Below are 16467 nucleotides of genomic sequence, written 5' to 3'. Positions count from 1 at the left end.
GCGAGCCGGTCCAGCGTCCGGATCAGCCCTGCGTCCCCCACAGCTGGGCGAAGTGCTGGATGGGCCCGTGCCCGTGCCCGACGTTGAGGCGCTGCGTGTCGCGCAGCGCCTCAGTCATCCACACCTTGACCTGGGGCACGGCCTCATCCCAGCTGAGACCTCGCGCCCGCAGCGCCGCCAGTGCGGAGGACACCGAGCAGCCGGTGCCGTGGGTGCTGGTGGTGCGCACCCGTTCGGAGACGTGCCGGCCCTCGTCCGGGCGCGCGCCGTCGTCGTCGGCCGGATGCACCAGGATGTCCTCGACCTCGTCGTCGTCGAAGTGTCCACCCTTGGCCAGGACCACCACGCCGTGGGCGTCGGCGACGCTCCGCGCCTGCCGGACCAGCGTCGCTGCGTCGGCGGCCGGCTCCTGCCCGGCCAGCAGAGCCAGCTCGGGGATGTTCGGGGTGATGAGGTCCGCACGGTGCAGGAACTCGATGAGCGCCTGCTCGGCATCCGCCTGGAGGAGCCGATCCCCCGAGGTGGCGACCATCACCGGGTCCACCACCAGCCACGGTCGGTCCGGCAGGCCGTCCCACCACTGGGCGACGGTCTCGATGACCTCCACGGTGCCGAGCATGCCGACCTTGACCGCATCGAGAGCGACATCGTCACTGACAGCGTCCAGCTGCGCACGAAGGAACGTCACCGGCGGCAGGTGGATGTCACGGACACCTTCGGTGTTCTGCGCCACCAGTGCGGTGACCACCGCCATGCCGTAGGCTCCGTGGGCGGCGAAGCTCTTCAGGTCGGCCTGGATGCCGGCCCCGCCGGTGGGGTCCGTCCCGGCGATGGACAGCACGTTGGGGATCTCCCGGACGCCTGACGGGGAGCGGCGCGGTGCAGAGGCGGGTGAGGTCATCGGGCATCCCTTCGCGAGCATGATCAGGTGCAGGTTCAACGGGTGTGGTCTCAGCCAGGTCCCCTGCGGGGACGCGGCACCCCGTGCCGATGATCGAGTCTAGTCCAGCGCGGTGGGCGCCCTCACACCCACGTTCCCGGCTGATCGCCTCTCGACGGCGCGTGGGCCCGTCACAGCACAAGCCACCCCAGCACGCCGGCGACGAGGACGACCGCCCACGCCGGCACCCTCCAGCTGTTCAGCGCGATGAATGCCCCGACGACCAGCCCGAGGGCCCCCGGACCCACGTCGAGGACTCCGGCGGTGAAGACCGGGTCATACAGGGCGGCGGCGAGGATTCCGACCACCCCGGCGTTGACACCGGTCAGTGCGCGTCGGGCCAGCGGGGCGCCGCGCAGCGCTTCCCAGAAGGGCAGGGCGCCCACCACCAGCAGTGCCGCGGGAAGGAAGATGGCCGCCACCGCGATCAGCGCCCCCACCACGCCGCTGGGACCGGAGGTGGTGGAGGCCCCCAGGTATCCGGCGAAGGTGAACAGGGGCCCCGGCACCGCCTGGGCCGCGCCGTAGCCGGCGAGGAAGACCTCAGGGTCCACGAGGCCCGAACCGACCGTCTCGGCTTCCAGCAGCGGCAGGACCACGTGTCCACCGCCGAACACGAGGGCGCCGGCCCGGTAGAACAGGTCCACCAGCTGGGCCGCTCCGTGCCAGGCCGCTGACCCGGCCGCGGCCACCAGCAGCGGCAGGCCCACCAGCAGGATCCCGAAGAGCACCAGCGCGGCGGCGGCGACACGGCGGGAGACGGCCACGGTGAAGGCATCCTCCTCCCGCGCCTGCGGGGTCTCGGGCCGCAGCCACACCAGACCGATCACTCCTGACGCGGCGATCGCAGCGACCTGGATGAACGGGTGCGGGACCAGCACCACGGTGATCATCGCCAGCGCCGCGATGGTGGCGCGGGCCGCGTCCGGGGTCAGCGTCCGGGCCATCCCCAGCACCGCGTGGGCGACGACCGCCACAGCCGCGGCCTTCAGCCCATGGATCCACCCGGCGTCGGAGACGTCACCGACGGCGGAGACCCCGTAGGCGACGACGACCAGCAGGACCACCGACGGCATCGTGAAGGCGAACCAGGCCGCGGCCATGCCGCCCCAGCCGGCCCGCTGGAGCCCCAGGGCCATGCCCACCTGGCTGGAGGCCGGGCCGGGCAGGAACTGGCACAGGGCGACGAGGTCCGCATACGCCTTCTCGCTGAGCCATCGACGGCGTTCCACGAAGGCCTCGCGGAAGTAGGCGAGGTGAGCCACAGGGCCGCCGAAGGACGTCAGCCCGAGACGGAGGAAGACGAGGAAGACCTCGAGGACACTGCCGTCATGAGCACGGGCGGGGCCGTGGGACGGTGAAGAAGGGGTCACAGGACTCCAGACTGACGTGAGCAGGTGAACGGCGGGGAAACGCAGCAGGTAAGGGCTCGGGCACGGGGATCAGGCACGGGATCCGGTTCAGCCCCGGGGCTCGGGAGGCCCCAGTCCCGCCCGATGGGCGAGGATGGCCAGCTCGGTGCGGTCTCGGGCATGGAGCTTGTGCAGGATCCGACTCACGTAGGTGCGCGCCGTGGCCGGGCTCAGATGCAGGGTGGCACCGATCTCGGCATTGGTCAGGCCCTGGGCCACCGCGCGCAGCACCTCATGCTCGCGGTCGGTCAGCTCGCTGAGATCGAGTCCGGCGCCGTCATCTGAGTCGCCGGCAGGGCTCGGCAGCGCTGCCACGTGCTCCATGAGGCGGGGTGCGATCTGCGGAGAGAGCAGGTTTCCGCCCTCGGCAGCGGTCCTCACCGCGCCCCTCAGCTGCTCGGCGGGCGTGTCCTTGAGCAGGTATCCGGCCGCTCCGGCGCGGACGGCGTCGAGGACGTCGGCGTCGTCGTCGAAGGTGGTCAGGATGAGCACGCGCACACCGTCCAGCTGCGGGTCGGCGCGGATCGCTCGCGTGGCGGCGACTCCGTCGGTGCCGGGCATGCGCAGGTCCATCAGGACCACATCAGGGCGGGTCCGACGGACCACGCGCAGCGCGTCGTCGCCGTCGACGGCCTCCCCTACGACCTCCAGGGGCTCGTCGCCCAGAGTCCCGGAGGCGCCGCCCTCCTGCGCTCCGCGGGCCAGCAGCGCCCGGATCCCCGCCCGGACGAGGTCCTGATCATCGGCGAGCACGACATGGATGGTCACGGTGTCCTCCCTGGGGCAGCAGGCGGGCGGCGATGCTCCTCGGGGTCCGAAGACAGCGGCAGCAGGGCCCGCACCAAGAAGCCGTCGGCCTGTGGTCTCGCGTCGAGCGATCCGCCGCAGGCCTCCGCGCGCTCCCGCATGCCTTGCAGCCCATGACCGGCCGCCGGGCGGCTTCCGTGGTGCGCGGCGGCAGGATCCCGCCGCGGCCCGGGATCCTCGACCTCGACCCCCAGTCCGCCGTCCGTCAGCCCGATCCACAGCCGAGCCTCCTCGGCCCGGGAATGCCGGACGATGTTGGTCAGCGCCTCCTGGGCGATCCGATGGGCCGCCGCCTCCCGGGCCGGCGGCAGCGCCACCGGGACCTCGATGTGACAGCTGATGCGCAGCGGGAGCGCCGGGATGACGGATCGCCGAAGGCCGTGGAGCGTGGGCGGCACTCTGGACGGGGCGCTCACGGCGACAGCGGCGTGGTCAGGGTCCTCCGCATCGTCCCCATCGGCCTCCTTCCGGAGCTGGCGGACCGTGCTGCGCAGCTCATCGAGCATGGTGCGGCCGGTGCGAGCCACGACGTCCATGGCCTCCTGTGCGGCGCCGGGATCGTCCTCGGCGGCCTCTCGGGCCAGATCGGCATGCAGGGTGATCACGGAGATCTGATGTCCGAGCGAATCATGCAGCTCCCGAGCCAGCGCCGTGCGGTCGTCACTGCGCTGACGGGCGGCTCGGCTGCGTTCCAGGCGCACGCTGGTCTCCACCAGCTCGTCGGTGCGGCGCTGGAGACGGCGGCGTGTCCTCAGGGCATCGCCCAGAGCGATCGCTGCGGCCATCAGCGCCACATGTCCCGCCGCCTCGTAGCCGAGGATCTGGACCGGATCCTGGCCCTGCAGGAGCCGCGCCGTGTAGCTGACCAGCAGCAGCACGACGGCGGCGAGCGCCGGCCAGCGGGGACCACGCTGCTCGGCGGCGGAGAACAGGGCCGCAGCGGTGGGCACGCTGAGTCCCACCACCGGATAGCCGATGCTGTAGTAGGCGAACAGGCCGAGCACGGTGAGCCAGAGCACCAGCAGCGGGTGGCTGCGGCGCACGAGCATCAGCGCACCGAGCCCGGCGGCCCAGAGGTAGGCGAGAACGTCCGGGGCACGGTCCCCCGCCTGGTCCGCTGAGATCATGATCGACAGGGTGGCGGTGACCGCGAGCGCCATCGCGATGTCCAGGCCCTGCGGCCTGGTCATGCCGACGCCCCGTCGCTCGTCCTCGGGGTCCGCCTGTGCCATGGGCCCAGTGTAGGCCGGGCCTGGGCCAGAGGTGATCGCCCCAGGAGGTCTGGGGTGTCGCCTGGCGGCGATCCGGTCTCTCGCCTGAAGACGGATTCGGCCGGCCTCTCCCCGAGGCGATGCTGGTTCCCATGGACACCTCGCAGAACCCCGCATCGCCGCATCGCCCTCCGCCCGACGGGCTGGCTGGGCGCACCGGCCCGTCGCTGCCCTGGTACGGCGCCGTCGCCCTGGCCCTCCTGGCCGTGCCCCGTGTGGTACTGCATGACCTGCACCTGATCACGCCGGGCTCGGTCCTCAATGCTGCTCTGGCCGTGGGGCCGCCGCTGGTGTGGGTGGCGGTCGCCGTCGTGATGCGTCTGCGCCGTCCGTTCCTGGCTCTGCTCGCGGTGGGCGCGGTGTACGGCGTGCTGCTCGCCGTCCTGCACCTGGTCCTCTGGGACCTCAACGTGGCGGGTGCCGATGTGCGGCTGGGCGGGAACTTCGAGGATCTGCCGCCGGCGGCGCATGTCCTCATCACCCGCGGGGCCGCCACGGTGTCCAGCCTGTTCACCGGTGTGGCAGTCGGTGCGGTGACCGGACTGGCCGCCGGCGGCCTGCGGTCGCTGCTGACACGCTCTGACCGTGAGCCGGTGCGAGGCCGCTCCCGCTGATCCGTCCGTCGAGCGGAGCCGGACCCGTCCACGCCGCAGGGCTCAGTAGACTGTCGATCCATGACCGACGTGTCCTGTGATTCTGCGCTGACGTGTCCGATCGAAGCCCTTCACGTCCACGGCGCGGTGGAGCTCGCCCCGGGTCTCCGCGGAGTGGTCCCGCACCGGCTTCCGACGCCGGCCCGGCGGCAGATCCATGACCCGGGCACAGCGGCTGTGGCCGCCGCGCCGGCAGGAGTGCGGCTGCGGCTGCGCACGGCGGCCCGGCGGCTGATGGTCACCGTGCTGCCCACCGACCTGGGGGCCCGGGATGATCCCACTCGCCCGGCTCCGCTGCATGACGTACTGGTCGACGGCTCCCTGCTGAGCTGTCCTGTCGCTCAGCCGCTCGAGCAGCGTGGGTCGGAGCCAGTCCGGACGGCAGAGGATCCCGGGCTGTGGCAGGTGGACGTCTCCGGATCGGCCCCGGACGGACTGCTCCCCGCGGGCGACAAGCTGGTGGAGATCTGGCTGCCGTATGAGGAGCCGGCGGAGCTGGTGGACATCCATGCGGATGCTCCAGTGGCGCCGGCCCCCTCCGACGGTCCGCGGTGGGTGCACCACGGCAGCTCCATCAGTCACGGATCCGACGCCGAGGGACCGTCACGGACTTGGCCGGCGGTGGCGGCGCAGGCCGCAGGCCTCGACCTGGTGAACCTGGGGCTGGCCGGCAACGCGATGCTCGACCAGTTCACCGCGCGGACCATCCGGGACCTGCCGGCGGATGTGATCACGCTGAAGCTGGGCATCAACGTGGTCAACGGCGATGTGTTCCGGCTGCGCAGCTTCTCCCCTGCGGTCCATGGCTTCCTGGACACGATCCGTGACGGCCATCCGACCACCCCGCTGCATGTGGTGACCCCGTTGTGGTGCGGCATCCAGGAGCACACTCCCGGGCCCGTGGTCGCCACTGATCACGCGGGGCCTGACGGCGTCGTGCGCCGCGTCTTCCACGCCGCCGGAGACCCTGCTGAGGTCGAGCAGGGTCGCCTGACGTTGACGGTCGTCCGTGCGGAGCTGGCCCGGATCGTGGGCGAACGCGCCCAGGACGATCCCCATCTGCATCTGGTCGACGGGCTGTCCCTCTATGGGCCCCGAGACGCGGAACGGCTTCCCCTGCCGGACGCTCTCCACCCGGACACTGCCACACACGCGCTCATCGGCGAACGGTTCGCGCGGATCCTGCGGAGCTCGTGGCCCGCATGCCGGCGATAGGCTTCCCCCGTGGAGCAGCAGGTCATCCTCGGGGCGCTGGCCATCGGCGTCGGCTTCGCCGCCGCGGTCGCGCTGTTCGTGCCGTTCGTCGTAGTCAGCTATCGGGTGCGGGGGCGGCTGAGCGCGACGCGTCTGTTCGTCTGGTTCGCCGCACTGGTCTATTTCTGGGCCATCTGGTCCTATACGTTGCTGCCCCTGCCCTCGCCTGAGACGATCACCTGCGCAGGGACCAATCTGGATCCGCTGCGCTTCGTCGATGATGTCCGAGGCGCGCTGGGCCCGCCGCGCGCCACGCTCACCGACCCCGCCGTGCTTCAGCTGGCGCTGAACGTGCTGCTGTTCGTGCCGCTGGGCTTCTTCATCCGGCTCCTGGGGAACCGGGGGATCCCCACGGCGGCAGTGGTGGGTCTGTGTGTGTCCGCAGTCATCGAGACCACTCAGCTGACCGGCGTCTGGGGCCTCTACCCGTGTGCCTACCGGGTCTTCGACGTCGATGATCTGCTGATGAACACTCTGGGCGCCGTCTGCGGATCCGTCATCGCGGTGCTCATCCCCCGCGAACGCCGCGGCATCCGGGCCCACGTGGAGGCCGTGATGCCCCGCGAGGTCACACGGGGCCGGCGCCTGCTGGCGATGCTCTGCGACGGCCTCGGTGTCCTCTTCGCGGCCGCCGTGACGATTGCTCTGCGGGCTGGCCTCCTGTACGTCCTGGACGACCGCGAGGCGGCCCTCGGCGAGACCCCGACGACGCTTGGCATGCTGTCCGCCTGCGCTGTCTGGCTGCTGCTCATCCTGGGCACCGGCAGGTCGGTGGGCGACGTCGCCGTGCAGCTGCGCTACACGGGCTCCGATCTTCACGAGCCGCTGGCCAGAGCGCTCCGCGCGACCGCTGGCGCGGTGGGCTTCGGCCTGCTGATGGTGATGCCCAGCCCGGGGACCGCTGCCGCGTCGACGTTCGTCCTGGTGAGCATCATCGTCACGCTCACCACCGAGCACGGCAGGGGCCTCCCCGGAGTGGCCTCGCGGCAGGACGTGGCAGACGCCCGCGTCCGCGCCAACGGAGCCCGAGCCGTGCCATCGATTCGCAGGCTCGGAGAAACTCTCATCCGACCGCAGTCACCCCGCTGACACACGTCCGACGACATCCGTCCACCGTCGGCTCGACCCCGCCGTCTCGTCGGACCACCCCATGGCGGGAATAGCCAGAACCCACCTCATGTTGTTGAATGCATACGCAATATATGCAAACGAAAGGATAGTGCCGTGCAGTTCGGACTCTTCTCCGTCAGCGACATCACCCGCGATCCCACGACCGGCTACACCCCCAGTGAAGCTGAGCGCATCAAATCTGCCGTCGCAATCGCCGAGAAGGCCGAAGAGGTCGGGCTGGACGTGTTCGCCATCGGCGAGCACCACAACCCGCCGTTCTTCTCGTCATCACCAGCGACCTTGCTTTCCCACATCGCGGCAAGGACGAAGAACCTGGTCCTGTCCACCTCGACCACACTCATCACCACCAACGATCCAGTGCGCATCGCCGAGGAGTATGCGATGCTCCAGCACCTGGCCGATGGCCGCATGGACCTGATGCTGGGCCGCGGCAACACTGCTCCCGTCTACCCGTGGTTCGGTCACGACATCCGTCAGTCCCTACCACTGGGGTTGGAAAGCTACAACCTGCTGCACGAGCTGTGGCACAACGACGTCGTCGATTGGGAAGGGAAGTTCCGCACGTCCCTCCAGGGGTTCACGTCTACCCCTCGACCGCTCGACGACGTCGCCCCGTTCGTCTGGCACGGCTCCATCCGAACCCCCGAGATCGCTGAGCAGGCTGCGTATTACGGTGACGGATTCTTCGCCAACCACATCTTCTGGCCCAAGGAGCACTACATCCAACTCATCAACTTCTACCGCCAACGGTACGAGGCTCACGGTCATGGCACTCAGGAACAGGCCATCGTGGGACTGGGTGGCCAGGCGTTCATCGCCAAGAACTCCCAAGACGCCTTCAAGCAGTTCCGCCCCTACTTCAACGAGGCGCCGGTCTACGGCCACGGGCCCCGGCTGGAGGACTTCGCTGAGCAGACCCCGCTCTCGGTGGGTTCTCCGCAGGAGGTCATCGACAAGACCCTGACCTTCCGTGAACACTTCGGTGACTATCAGCGCCAGATGTGGCTCATCGACCACGCCGGCCTTCCACTGGGGACCGTGCTGGACCAGATCGAGATGTTGGGCTCCGAGGTGGTCCCGGTGTTGCGCAAGGAGCTTGCCGCCAAACGCGCCCCAGGCGTGCCGGAAGCGCCGACCCACGCTGCCCGGGTGAAGACCAAGTACGGCGACACGGCGCCCCGCCAACCCCGCCCCAACGCCAACCGCGGCGACAACGTCACCGGCGGCTCCCCCTACCAGGACACCGACGGCTCTCTGACTGGAGCACATTGAGCATGGCGAGCGCACAGGAAACCGCCTGGGCACGCCGAGCGAATGATGCCTGGGAAGCACTACTTGGCGCCCATTCAGCGCTGATGAAGCAGCTGACAGCCGCTGATGCCTGGGACGAGATCTCCATTAAGGAGTACGACGTGCTCTACTCGTTGTCGAAATGTGAGGCCCCGCAGCGACTGAGCGAGCTGCATCAGCACGTACTGCTCAGCCAGCCTGCACTCTCACGGCTGGTGGACCGACTGGTCACGCGGGGTCTGCTCGCCCGGCGACCTGACCCAGAGGATCGGAGAGCCACCAGACTGTCTCTCACCGATGAAGGCAGGAAGGTCCAGAGGCGCGTCGGCCGCAGGCACGCCGTCGACGTCGCGGGTGCCATGCGTGCGCGCTTGGACCGCGACGAGATCGCGCAGTTGGAACGGCTGTGCCGCAAACTCTCAGAAGGGACGAATCCATGACCCCTGTGGAACAGAAACCAGACGGCGACCACAACTCAACGCCCCAAGGAGTCTCCGATGCCCTGCGCCTGGCGGTGGTCAGCGCCGGAGCCGGCGACCCGTCATCGACTCGGATGCTCGCCGATCGTACGGCCGCCGCCGTCTCGGAGTCGGCACGGGCTGAGGGAACCGCCGTGCGGACAGACGTCATTGAGCTGCGGAACCTCGCTGAGGAAGTCATGGTCGCCATCACCTCGCAATTCCTCGGTGAAGGGCTGCAACGCGCGATCGCCATCTTGAGGGACGCTGACGGGATCGTCGTCAGCACCCCCGTGTACAAGGCCGCACCCAGCGGCCTGTTCTCCAGCTTCTTTCAGATCTTGGACAACGACCTGCTCATCGCCAAGCCCGTTGCCCTCGCAGCCACTGCCGGCACAGCCCGCCATGCTCTGGTCGTCGATGACCAGATGCGCCCCTTCTTCGCCTACCTGCGGACGATGACGGCGCCGACCTCCCTGTTCGCGTCTACCGAGGACTGGAACGACAGCGCTCTCTCCGCACGCATCGAGCGGGCGGGCCGAGAGCTATTCCTCCAGATGAGCATCGGCTTCGAGCATCGGCTGCGGGAATCGTCCTGGGACAAGTACCAGCATTCCTTTGGCAGCGCGGGCGGAAAGGAGACCGAGATCAGACTCGACACCGACATGATGCGGCTGGCCACGGGAGGAGCCGCATGAGCGGAAGTCGCTGCTGGGACCGGCTCAAGACGCTGTGCTGAGTCAGGAGCAGATGCCCTCTGAACGCACAGGGTGTCAGTCCTGTGCGTTCAGAGGGCATCGACGGGCACAGCACTTCTCCTGTGGCGGCAGCCCTCGTCGGAGAAAGCCCACCGGGGTATCCACGCGCGGATCACCCGCGGCGAATCCCTCAGGACGCGTCGCCGCCCAGCTGCGACAGAGAAATCTGCTCGACAGGCACAGCGAAGCAGATCCCATGGGAGTCGTCGCCGTCATAGATGACCTCGTCCAGGCAGGACATGATCGGCTTCACTTTGTCCTCCGGGAGGAGCATCACCAGCGCGGTCTGCGCACCGGCGAATCGCGCCCCGAAGAACGTCTTCCGTGATTGTCGTCCGACTCCCCGCGCAGACAGGGCGGTGACACCAGTGGCTCCGGCGTCCTCCACGAGAGAGATGGCTTTCTCCTCCTGGTCGTCGGGAATGATGACGAATACGGCCTTCTGGGACATCATGCCTCCTTCGAAGTGACAGGGATCGTCGGGCGCGAGGCGGTGCGCGCCGTGAGTCGAACGATGACAGCGTAGCTGAGCACCGCAAGGACCGGTCCGACTGATGCGAAAGCTATCAGGCCGAATCCGTCCATAAGCATGTCTCTGCCGGGAACCGCAGAAGCCAACCCGATGCCTAGAGCGGTGATGAGAGGAACGGTGATCTCGCTGGTGGTGACTCCACCGAGATCGAACGCCAGTGGGACATGTTCCTTCGGAGCCAGCATCAGCAGGACGATCGCTAGCAGGTACAGTCCGGCGATCAGCATGACGAACGGTGCCCCCGTCAGGATCCGAAGCACCCCGATCCCTATTCCTGCGGACACGCCACAGGCCACGAGGATTCGGAGCGTCCCCGCGCGCAACCGCTTCTCAGAGATCTCTTCGGCCTCGTCTGCGATGGCGATGAGTGCGGGTTCAGCCATGGTGGTGGCGAATCCGATCAGGACACCGAACGCGACGATGAGCAGCTGGACATCCGTGTCGATGAGCTGCTCGGCCATTCGACGACCCATCGGCAGCAGTCCGATCTCGAGTCCGACGATGAACCCATAGAGCCCGAGAATGACCATGCCGAAGCCTACGGTCGCCTGGACAGGGTTCCCCAGTCGGCGGCGCAGGATGACGAACTGGAAGACGAGCACCACGAGGATGACCGGAAGCACGTCACGCACCACGGTCCCCAAGCCCACCAGCAGCTCCAACCACCAGACGCCCGAGTCCTGCGCTTCATCGACTCTCACGGTGTCCGCCCCGCCGAACTGGTAGACGAGAATGCCATAGAGCTGCACGCTGATCATAGGAACCATGACGCACAGCGCCACGAGCCCGAAGCCGTCACGGAGTCTGCTGCGACCGCTGATCGACGCGGCCATACCGATCCCGATCGCAGCGATGAGCGGCACGGTCACGATGTTGGTCGTGACCCCTCCCGAGTCATAGGCGAGACTCGCCACCTCCGGAGGTGCGGCGATGGTCAGTGCGATCACAGCGCCGTAGCCGATGATCAATATTCTGTGCAGCGGCCACCCCAGGAACACTCGTAGGGCGCCGAGGACCATCACGGCACCCACACTCAGCGCGATCACCACTCTCAGCACGAGGCTGTCGAGGCGACCCTCGCTGACGAGTTCTGCCTGATCCGCAACAGAGATCAGGGCCGGCTCCGCAATGACGGCCGCCACTCCAATGGCGAAGCAGAAGGGAAGCAACTTCCACATCGAGGCAGATTTCACAAGCTTATTCGTGATGGACTTCCCGACCGGAAACACGCTGCGCTCGAGCCCTTCGAGGAAGAAGGCGATCCCGGCGGCCACAATGAGAAGGCCGACCACGATCGAGTACCAGCCGTCTGGAATCTGACGGAAGACGGCCGCTTGAAAGAGGACCACCACGCAGAGGATGGGGACGAGGGCTCTCAACGCGTGGACGAATCGTCGCACCAGTGACCTTGCCAGCTTCACACGGGTCCTTTCTGCGATGGTGGCACACAGCGCGACGTGCATGCACGGAGGTGGCCGTGCGGTCGCCCCATCAGGCTCGGGGGATCAGACTCAGATGCGCAGGCGTAGCCGATGTCCGGCCCACCGGGTGCTCAGGATGCGAGTCCAACCAGCGCTTCACATACGGACAGACCGCCACCACGCTCGTCCCAGCTTGCGCCGAATCGTCCATGGCCTCCGCAACGAGTTTCGACGCCAGGCCCTGGCCTGAATAGGAGTCAGCGATCTCGGTATGATAGAAGACGCGCTCGGCGACCCCTGGGGAGCCTGCTGTGACGAAGTAGGTGAAGCCCGCCGTCTTTCCCTCCACAGTGATCTCAAATCGGCCCTTCGAATCATCGCGGAAGACCCGGTGAGAGTCGTCGTTCGTGTTCATGGATTCAGCTCCTTGTCGGCTGGGTTGATGGGGAGTTCCCTCCGGGACAGCGTCGGTGCCCCCACCATCGATGATCCTGGGAACGGATGGAGGAACGGTTCTGGCGCGCCTTCTATGACCTGGCACAGATGGGTCACCGCTCCTCGACGAGCTCGGGGAAGGTCCCGTCTCCCATATCAGGTTCTGGCAGTCGGCCCTGGGGGTCATGCAGGTGAATAGAGTGCCCGTCAAGTCGGAGTCTACGCATACCTTCCAGCAGCATCCGACGCCCGACATCCGTCACAGCATGGAGATTCGAGAGATCGAACAGGACGGGTGCTGAGCCCGCCGGTATCCCCTCCAGTCGGTTCAACAAGACTTCCGCTCCGGTGAAGCGCAGCTCGTCCTGCAGTCGAACCGTCGCCCCGTCAGAGTCCTGGGACCATCCATGGATCACCGAGTCGGTGCGTACCTCAGATTCGAACAGGTGCATCCCCATGTCAGCGGAAAGGCGCGAGAAGGCTCGAATCCCACGAGAACTGTTGCCCTGGACGTCCAGTCGTGGCGAGAAGACCGCTGCACCGACCTGTCCAGGCAGGGCTCCGATCAGCCCACCCGACACGCCGCTCTTAGCAGGGATGCCGACCGACGTCAGCCAGGATCCGGCACCGTCGTACATCCCTGCGGCGGCCATGACGCTCAGGGTGCGACGCGCTACCCATGGGCTGACAACCTGCTCTCCCGTCCTGGGCTGACGCCCCCTGTTGGCGAGGGTAGCCGCCATCATAGAGAGATCCTTCACGGTCACGGCGACAGAGCACTGCGCGGTGTACCCACGGACGACGTCATGGGGGTCCTCTGCCAAGACGTCATACGTCCGAAGCATATGCGCAATGGCGAGGTTCCGATGCGCCGTCTGCAGCTCCGAGTGGAAGACCTCCTCGTCGAGACACAGATCGCGACCGGCAAGGCGGGAAAGGAACCGAGTCACGGCAGCGGCGCGCTCGGAGTGATCGCCCGACGCAGCGGTGAAGAGGCTGTGAACCGTGATGGCGCCCGCATTGATCATCGCATTCTTCGGCCGGTGGGTCCCGGTCTCAAGGGACAGTTCGTTGAACGCCTCGCCAGAGGGCTCCACACCGACCTTCCCATCTACGGCATCGCCCCCCATCGCCTCGAGCGCCGCGGCATACACGAACGGCTTCGAAATCGATTGGACCGAGAACTGGACGTCGTCGTCACCGACCGAATACGTGCTCCCATGGACCGTCGACAGGGCGACCGCGCACTGGTCAGGCTCTGCTTCAGCCAGCACCGGGATGTAGTCGGCCACGTGGCCACGTCGGTCGGACATGATGTCCTCCAGGAGCTCCTGGAGGTAATCCGGTACGGGGGTCTGCATCGTCTCGTGTCACCTCACATGGTGTGGTCGGTTCTCGTGCCGTCGAACAAGATCAGGCCGACTTCTGCGGACCTGACCGATCGGGGTCCGGCCCTGCGAAATCGATGCCGGCCAATGCAGCGGTCGTCGGATTCCACGAGGTCAGATCATCCGGAGTGAAAGATCGCAGGGAGTCGTGCCCACATGCCCGAGCCATCACCGTCATCAGATGGACGGAGGAAGTGATGAACCGCGCCAGCCGCTGAGATGCCTCCTCAACGGGCAACCGAGACCGCAGATGCGGCTTCTGGGTGGCGATTCCGACGGGACAGCTATTCGTGTGACAAGCCCGCATACCCACACAACCGATGGCCTGCATGGCGGAATTGGCCAGGGCCACCGCGTCCGCACCCAGCGCCAAAGCCTTGATGAAGTCAGCCGGGACTCGCAGTCCACCGGTGATGATCAGACTGACGTCATCGGCGCCGGACGCGTCCAAGTGCCGACGAGCTCGGCTGAGCGCAGGAATCGTGGGCATTGAGATGTTGTCACGGAAGAGCAGAGGGGCAGCACCCGTTCCCCCGCCCCGGCCATCCAGGATCACGTAATCCACCCCAATGGCCAACGCAGCGTCGAGATCCTGTTCGATGTGCTGCGCAGACAGCTTCACTCCGACCGGGATGCCTCCGGTGAACTCCCGAATCTCGGCAGCGACCTCAGCAAAGTCGGCCGGCGTCGTGAGGTCCACGAAACGCGAGGGGGATATCGCATCCTGACCGGGGACCAGCCCTCTCACCTCGGCGATCTCCGGCGTCACCTTATGTCCAGGTAGGTGGCCGCCCGTGCCGGTCTTGGCGGCCTGACCCAGCTTGAAGTGGAAAGCCCGGCTGGCCGAGACTCGTTCCTGAGAGAACCCGAACCTGCCCGACGCCAACTCATAGAGATATCGACTGTTCTCGGCGTGCTCCTCCGGATGGACACCGCCCTCGCCTGAGCAGATGCCGGTGCCCGCTCGCTCCGCCCCGCGGGCCATGGCAACTTTCGATTCTGCTGACAGCGCGCCGAAACTCATGTCTGACACCAGCAGGGGTCCAGCAAGGTCCAAAGGCCGTGCTGCACCCGGGCCGATGACGACATCCGTGGTCACGGGAGCATCGTCGAGCAACGGCGGTCTGTCCAGCTGCGCAGTCAGCAGCTGGATATCGTCCCACTGCGGCAGGTCCTGGCGCGGGACTCCCATGGCGGCAACCTCGCCATGGTGCCCGACGCCATCGAGACCCCTTTCCGCCAAAGACTGAATGCTCGCCACGTGAGGTTCTGCATCGATGCCCTTGGTCGGCGCGTATGTCCCCTGGTATCGACTGCGGTCGAAGGGCTGAGGGTTCTCCTGTCGCCAGCTCCGGACCTCGGAGGCGTCGACGTACAGCGTCCCACCCTCCACCCAAGAGGTGAAGGACTGGAGATCGGCACCCTTGAACCGCACATTGCGACCCGTCTCGGAGTCATAGGTCGAACCGTGGAGTGTACACACGAGGTGCTGACCCTCCAAATGCCCGTCCGCGAGCAACGCCCCTCGGTGCTGGCATCGGCCGTAGTAGAACCGAGGGCTGTCGGTGACGTCCCGAAGGGCCACGAGGTCGACACCTTCGACCAGACGGCCCACGGGCTCCTCGCGGGAGAGCTGCTCGACAGGAATGAGGGCGAATGGCTCCACTACGTCTCCTCGGGGCACGGTCCAACTTCTCGGTATGCCTTGACTGCGGCGCCCGGCCACAGTCACCTCTGGCGTCGGCTGGCGTCGAAGGTGTTCCCAGCCAACACGTGGCTCAGACGAACGACCTCACCCGTCCTGCCGCCGGCCGAAGTACCATTGCAAGATGGACCGCAGACGATCGGCTCCGTCCCGTCCCCAGTCACGCTGCAGCTCCGCCACGGCAGAGACGGCAGTCACCGGGTGGGCCCCTGCCTGGATCATGCGGTCCATCGCACTGTCGTGTGCCATGGCGCTGACGCCGCCGATCGCGTCGACCACCGGGTAGATCTCGTAACCCTGGCGAATCATGTCAAGCGTCGGAAATGCGACGCAGACTTCCGTCCACAATCCCGTCATGAGAATCTTGCGCCGGCCTGTGGACTCCACGGCCGCGCGGAAGTCTGCGTCCTCCCACGAATTCAACGTCGTGCGGTCGATCTCGTCCGTTTCCGGGAGAGCATCGAGCAGGCGCTCGTCGGTACCCCGGTTCACGCCCATCTCAACACCCACTGTGCTGAGGACTACGGGCAATTCGAACGCACGCGCCGCACGTGCGATCGTTTCAGCGTTCAGCATGAGAGAATCGTGGTCGACAGACGCCACCGTGTTGATCTGCTCGGGCTGATAGTCGATCAGGACCAGTGCACTGTTCTCCGGGGTGAGCAGGTGATCGTCGGAACGTGGGAACGTCGCGCCTGACATGGGAACTCCGATCAGTCATGGCCCGCAAGATGCGTTAGTGACTCGATAGTACGGGCCGTCACCCGCGTGATCAAGCTCTCGACGAGCACGACCGATCGCACCCACAAGTTGGCACCTGCCCATGCTGGACTCCCCCACGACAGGCACCGACATGGGAGCGCGCGAACGGCACTGTCGCCGGAGACTCTGCACTCGTGACGTCGGCGTTGCCCCCCCTAGGGCGTGTTGCTAAACCCATTGCAGAGTCGCTGCGAGGCAGAGCCCAGCGTGGAAGTTCCGGGCAGTCTTATCCGTTCGTGCAGCGATCCCG

At 67.1% G+C, this 16467-nt stretch carries 16 protein-coding genes; 6 read left to right on the top strand and 10 right to left on the bottom strand.

What is annotated here, in order from left to right; translation table 11 throughout:
* Positions 1-22: 22 nt before the first annotated feature.
* The 4 genes from thiD to ABD658_RS01405 form a co-directional block, all read right to left on the bottom strand.
* The gene (thiD, locus tag ABD658_RS01420) at positions 23-901 is read right to left on the bottom strand and encodes a bifunctional hydroxymethylpyrimidine kinase/phosphomethylpyrimidine kinase (RefSeq protein WP_311024241.1); all 879 of its coding nucleotides are present in this window, start codon (positions 899-901) and stop codon (positions 23-25) included.
* A gap of 170 nt (positions 902-1071) precedes the next feature.
* Positions 1072-2313, bottom strand: coding sequence for a chromate efflux transporter (gene chrA, locus ABD658_RS01415; RefSeq protein WP_344682775.1), 1242 nt, complete (start codon positions 2311-2313; stop codon positions 1072-1074).
* A gap of 87 nt (positions 2314-2400) precedes the next feature.
* Positions 2401-3120, bottom strand: coding sequence for a response regulator transcription factor (locus ABD658_RS01410; protein WP_344682773.1), 720 nt, complete (start codon positions 3118-3120; stop codon positions 2401-2403).
* A complete protein-coding gene (locus tag ABD658_RS01405) occupies positions 3117-4391 on the bottom strand; it encodes a sensor histidine kinase (RefSeq protein ID WP_344682771.1) in 1275 nt (424 codons plus the stop codon). Before ABD658_RS01405 ends, ABD658_RS01410 begins: the two co-directional genes overlap by 4 nt.
* 131 nt (positions 4392-4522) lie before the next feature.
* Between ABD658_RS01405 and ABD658_RS01400 the strand changes: the two genes are divergently transcribed.
* The 6 genes from ABD658_RS01400 to ABD658_RS01375 all read left to right on the top strand — a co-directional run bounded on the left by ABD658_RS01400 (position 4523) and on the right by ABD658_RS01375 (position 9914).
* On the top strand, positions 4523-5044 hold the full coding sequence (locus ABD658_RS01400; protein WP_344682769.1) for a hypothetical protein: 522 nt from the start codon (positions 4523-4525) through the stop codon (positions 5042-5044).
* A gap of 60 nt (positions 5045-5104) precedes the next feature.
* Positions 5105-6298 (top strand): GDSL-type esterase/lipase family protein, encoded by a 1194-nt coding sequence (locus ABD658_RS01395; protein WP_344682767.1) that lies wholly within the window; start codon positions 5105-5107, stop codon positions 6296-6298.
* 9 nt (positions 6299-6307) lie between these two features.
* Complete coding sequence (locus ABD658_RS01390; protein ID WP_344682765.1) at positions 6308-7426, top strand: VanZ family protein; 1119 nt, start codon at positions 6308-6310, stop codon at positions 7424-7426.
* Between the two features lie 135 nt (positions 7427-7561).
* Positions 7562-8740 carry an LLM class flavin-dependent oxidoreductase gene (locus ABD658_RS01385; RefSeq protein ID WP_344682763.1) on the top strand — a complete coding sequence of 393 codons (1179 nt, stop codon included), beginning with the start codon at positions 7562-7564 and terminating at the stop codon, positions 8738-8740.
* Between the two features lie 2 nt (positions 8741-8742).
* The gene (locus ABD658_RS01380) at positions 8743-9198 is read left to right on the top strand and encodes a MarR family winged helix-turn-helix transcriptional regulator (protein WP_344682761.1); all 456 of its coding nucleotides are present in this window, start codon (positions 8743-8745) and stop codon (positions 9196-9198) included.
* The gene (locus tag ABD658_RS01375) at positions 9195-9914 is read left to right on the top strand and encodes a CE1759 family FMN reductase (RefSeq protein ID WP_344682759.1); all 720 of its coding nucleotides are present in this window, start codon (positions 9195-9197) and stop codon (positions 9912-9914) included. Before ABD658_RS01380 ends, ABD658_RS01375 begins: the two co-directional genes overlap by 4 nt.
* 190 nt (positions 9915-10104) lie before the next feature.
* On the opposite strand, the gene ABD658_RS01370 is transcribed toward ABD658_RS01375, so the two are convergent.
* The 6 genes from ABD658_RS01370 to ABD658_RS01345 all read right to left on the bottom strand — a co-directional run bounded on the left by ABD658_RS01370 (position 10105) and on the right by ABD658_RS01345 (position 16157).
* Positions 10105-10428, bottom strand: a complete 324-nt coding sequence (locus ABD658_RS01370) for a P-II family nitrogen regulator (RefSeq protein WP_344682757.1) — start codon at positions 10426-10428, stop codon at positions 10105-10107.
* A complete protein-coding gene (locus ABD658_RS01365; RefSeq protein WP_344682755.1) occupies positions 10425-11969 on the bottom strand; it encodes a DUF1538 domain-containing protein in 1545 nt (514 codons plus the stop codon). Before ABD658_RS01365 ends, ABD658_RS01370 begins: the two co-directional genes overlap by 4 nt.
* Positions 11970-11997: 28 nt before the next feature.
* The gene (locus ABD658_RS01360; RefSeq protein ID WP_344682753.1) at positions 11998-12342 is read right to left on the bottom strand and encodes a GNAT family N-acetyltransferase; all 345 of its coding nucleotides are present in this window, start codon (positions 12340-12342) and stop codon (positions 11998-12000) included.
* A 133-nt stretch (positions 12343-12475) separates the two neighbouring features.
* Positions 12476-13723: a glutaminase gene (locus ABD658_RS01355; protein ID WP_344682751.1), complete on the bottom strand. Its 1248-nt coding sequence runs from the start codon at positions 13721-13723 to the stop codon at positions 12476-12478.
* A gap of 52 nt (positions 13724-13775) precedes the next feature.
* On the bottom strand, positions 13776-15416 hold the full coding sequence (locus tag ABD658_RS01350; protein ID WP_344683104.1) for a glutamate synthase-related protein: 1641 nt from the start codon (positions 15414-15416) through the stop codon (positions 13776-13778).
* 126 nt (positions 15417-15542) lie between these two features.
* Complete coding sequence (locus ABD658_RS01345) at positions 15543-16157, bottom strand: hydrolase (protein WP_344682749.1); 615 nt, start codon at positions 16155-16157, stop codon at positions 15543-15545.
* Positions 16158-16467 lie beyond the last annotated feature (310 nt).

Origin of the sequence: Nesterenkonia aethiopica (assembly GCF_039534665.1) — a bacterium.
Lineage (GTDB): Bacteria > Actinomycetota > Actinomycetes > Actinomycetales > Micrococcaceae > Nesterenkonia > Nesterenkonia aethiopica.
Note: the sequence above shows the minus strand (reverse complement) of the source record. Positions and strands in the feature narration are given on the sequence as shown.

Excerpts from the sequence above, each read along its gene's own strand:
- thiD (WP_311024241.1), bottom strand. The coding sequence starts at position 901 with ATGACCTCACCCGCCTCTGCACCGCGCCGCTCCCCGTCAGGCGTCCGG.
- ABD658_RS01405 (WP_344682771.1), bottom strand. The coding sequence starts at position 4,391 with ATGGCACAGGCGGACCCCGAGGACGAGCGACGGGGCGTCGGCATGACC.
- ABD658_RS01400 (WP_344682769.1), top strand. The coding sequence starts at position 4,523 with ATGGACACCTCGCAGAACCCCGCATCGCCGCATCGCCCTCCGCCCGAC.
- ABD658_RS01395 (WP_344682767.1), top strand. The coding sequence starts at position 5,105 with ATGACCGACGTGTCCTGTGATTCTGCGCTGACGTGTCCGATCGAAGCC.
- ABD658_RS01380 (WP_344682761.1), top strand. The coding sequence starts at position 8,743 with ATGGCGAGCGCACAGGAAACCGCCTGGGCACGCCGAGCGAATGATGCC.
- ABD658_RS01375 (WP_344682759.1), top strand. The coding sequence starts at position 9,195 with ATGACCCCTGTGGAACAGAAACCAGACGGCGACCACAACTCAACGCCC.
- ABD658_RS01370 (WP_344682757.1), bottom strand. The coding sequence starts at position 10,428 with ATGATGTCCCAGAAGGCCGTATTCGTCATCATTCCCGACGACCAGGAG.
- ABD658_RS01365 (WP_344682755.1), bottom strand. The coding sequence starts at position 11,969 with ATGCACGTCGCGCTGTGTGCCACCATCGCAGAAAGGACCCGTGTGAAG.
- ABD658_RS01360 (WP_344682753.1), bottom strand. The coding sequence starts at position 12,342 with ATGAACACGAACGACGACTCTCACCGGGTCTTCCGCGATGATTCGAAG.
- ABD658_RS01355 (WP_344682751.1), bottom strand. The coding sequence starts at position 13,723 with ATGCAGACCCCCGTACCGGATTACCTCCAGGAGCTCCTGGAGGACATC.
- ABD658_RS01345 (WP_344682749.1), bottom strand. The coding sequence starts at position 16,157 with ATGTCAGGCGCGACGTTCCCACGTTCCGACGATCACCTGCTCACCCCG.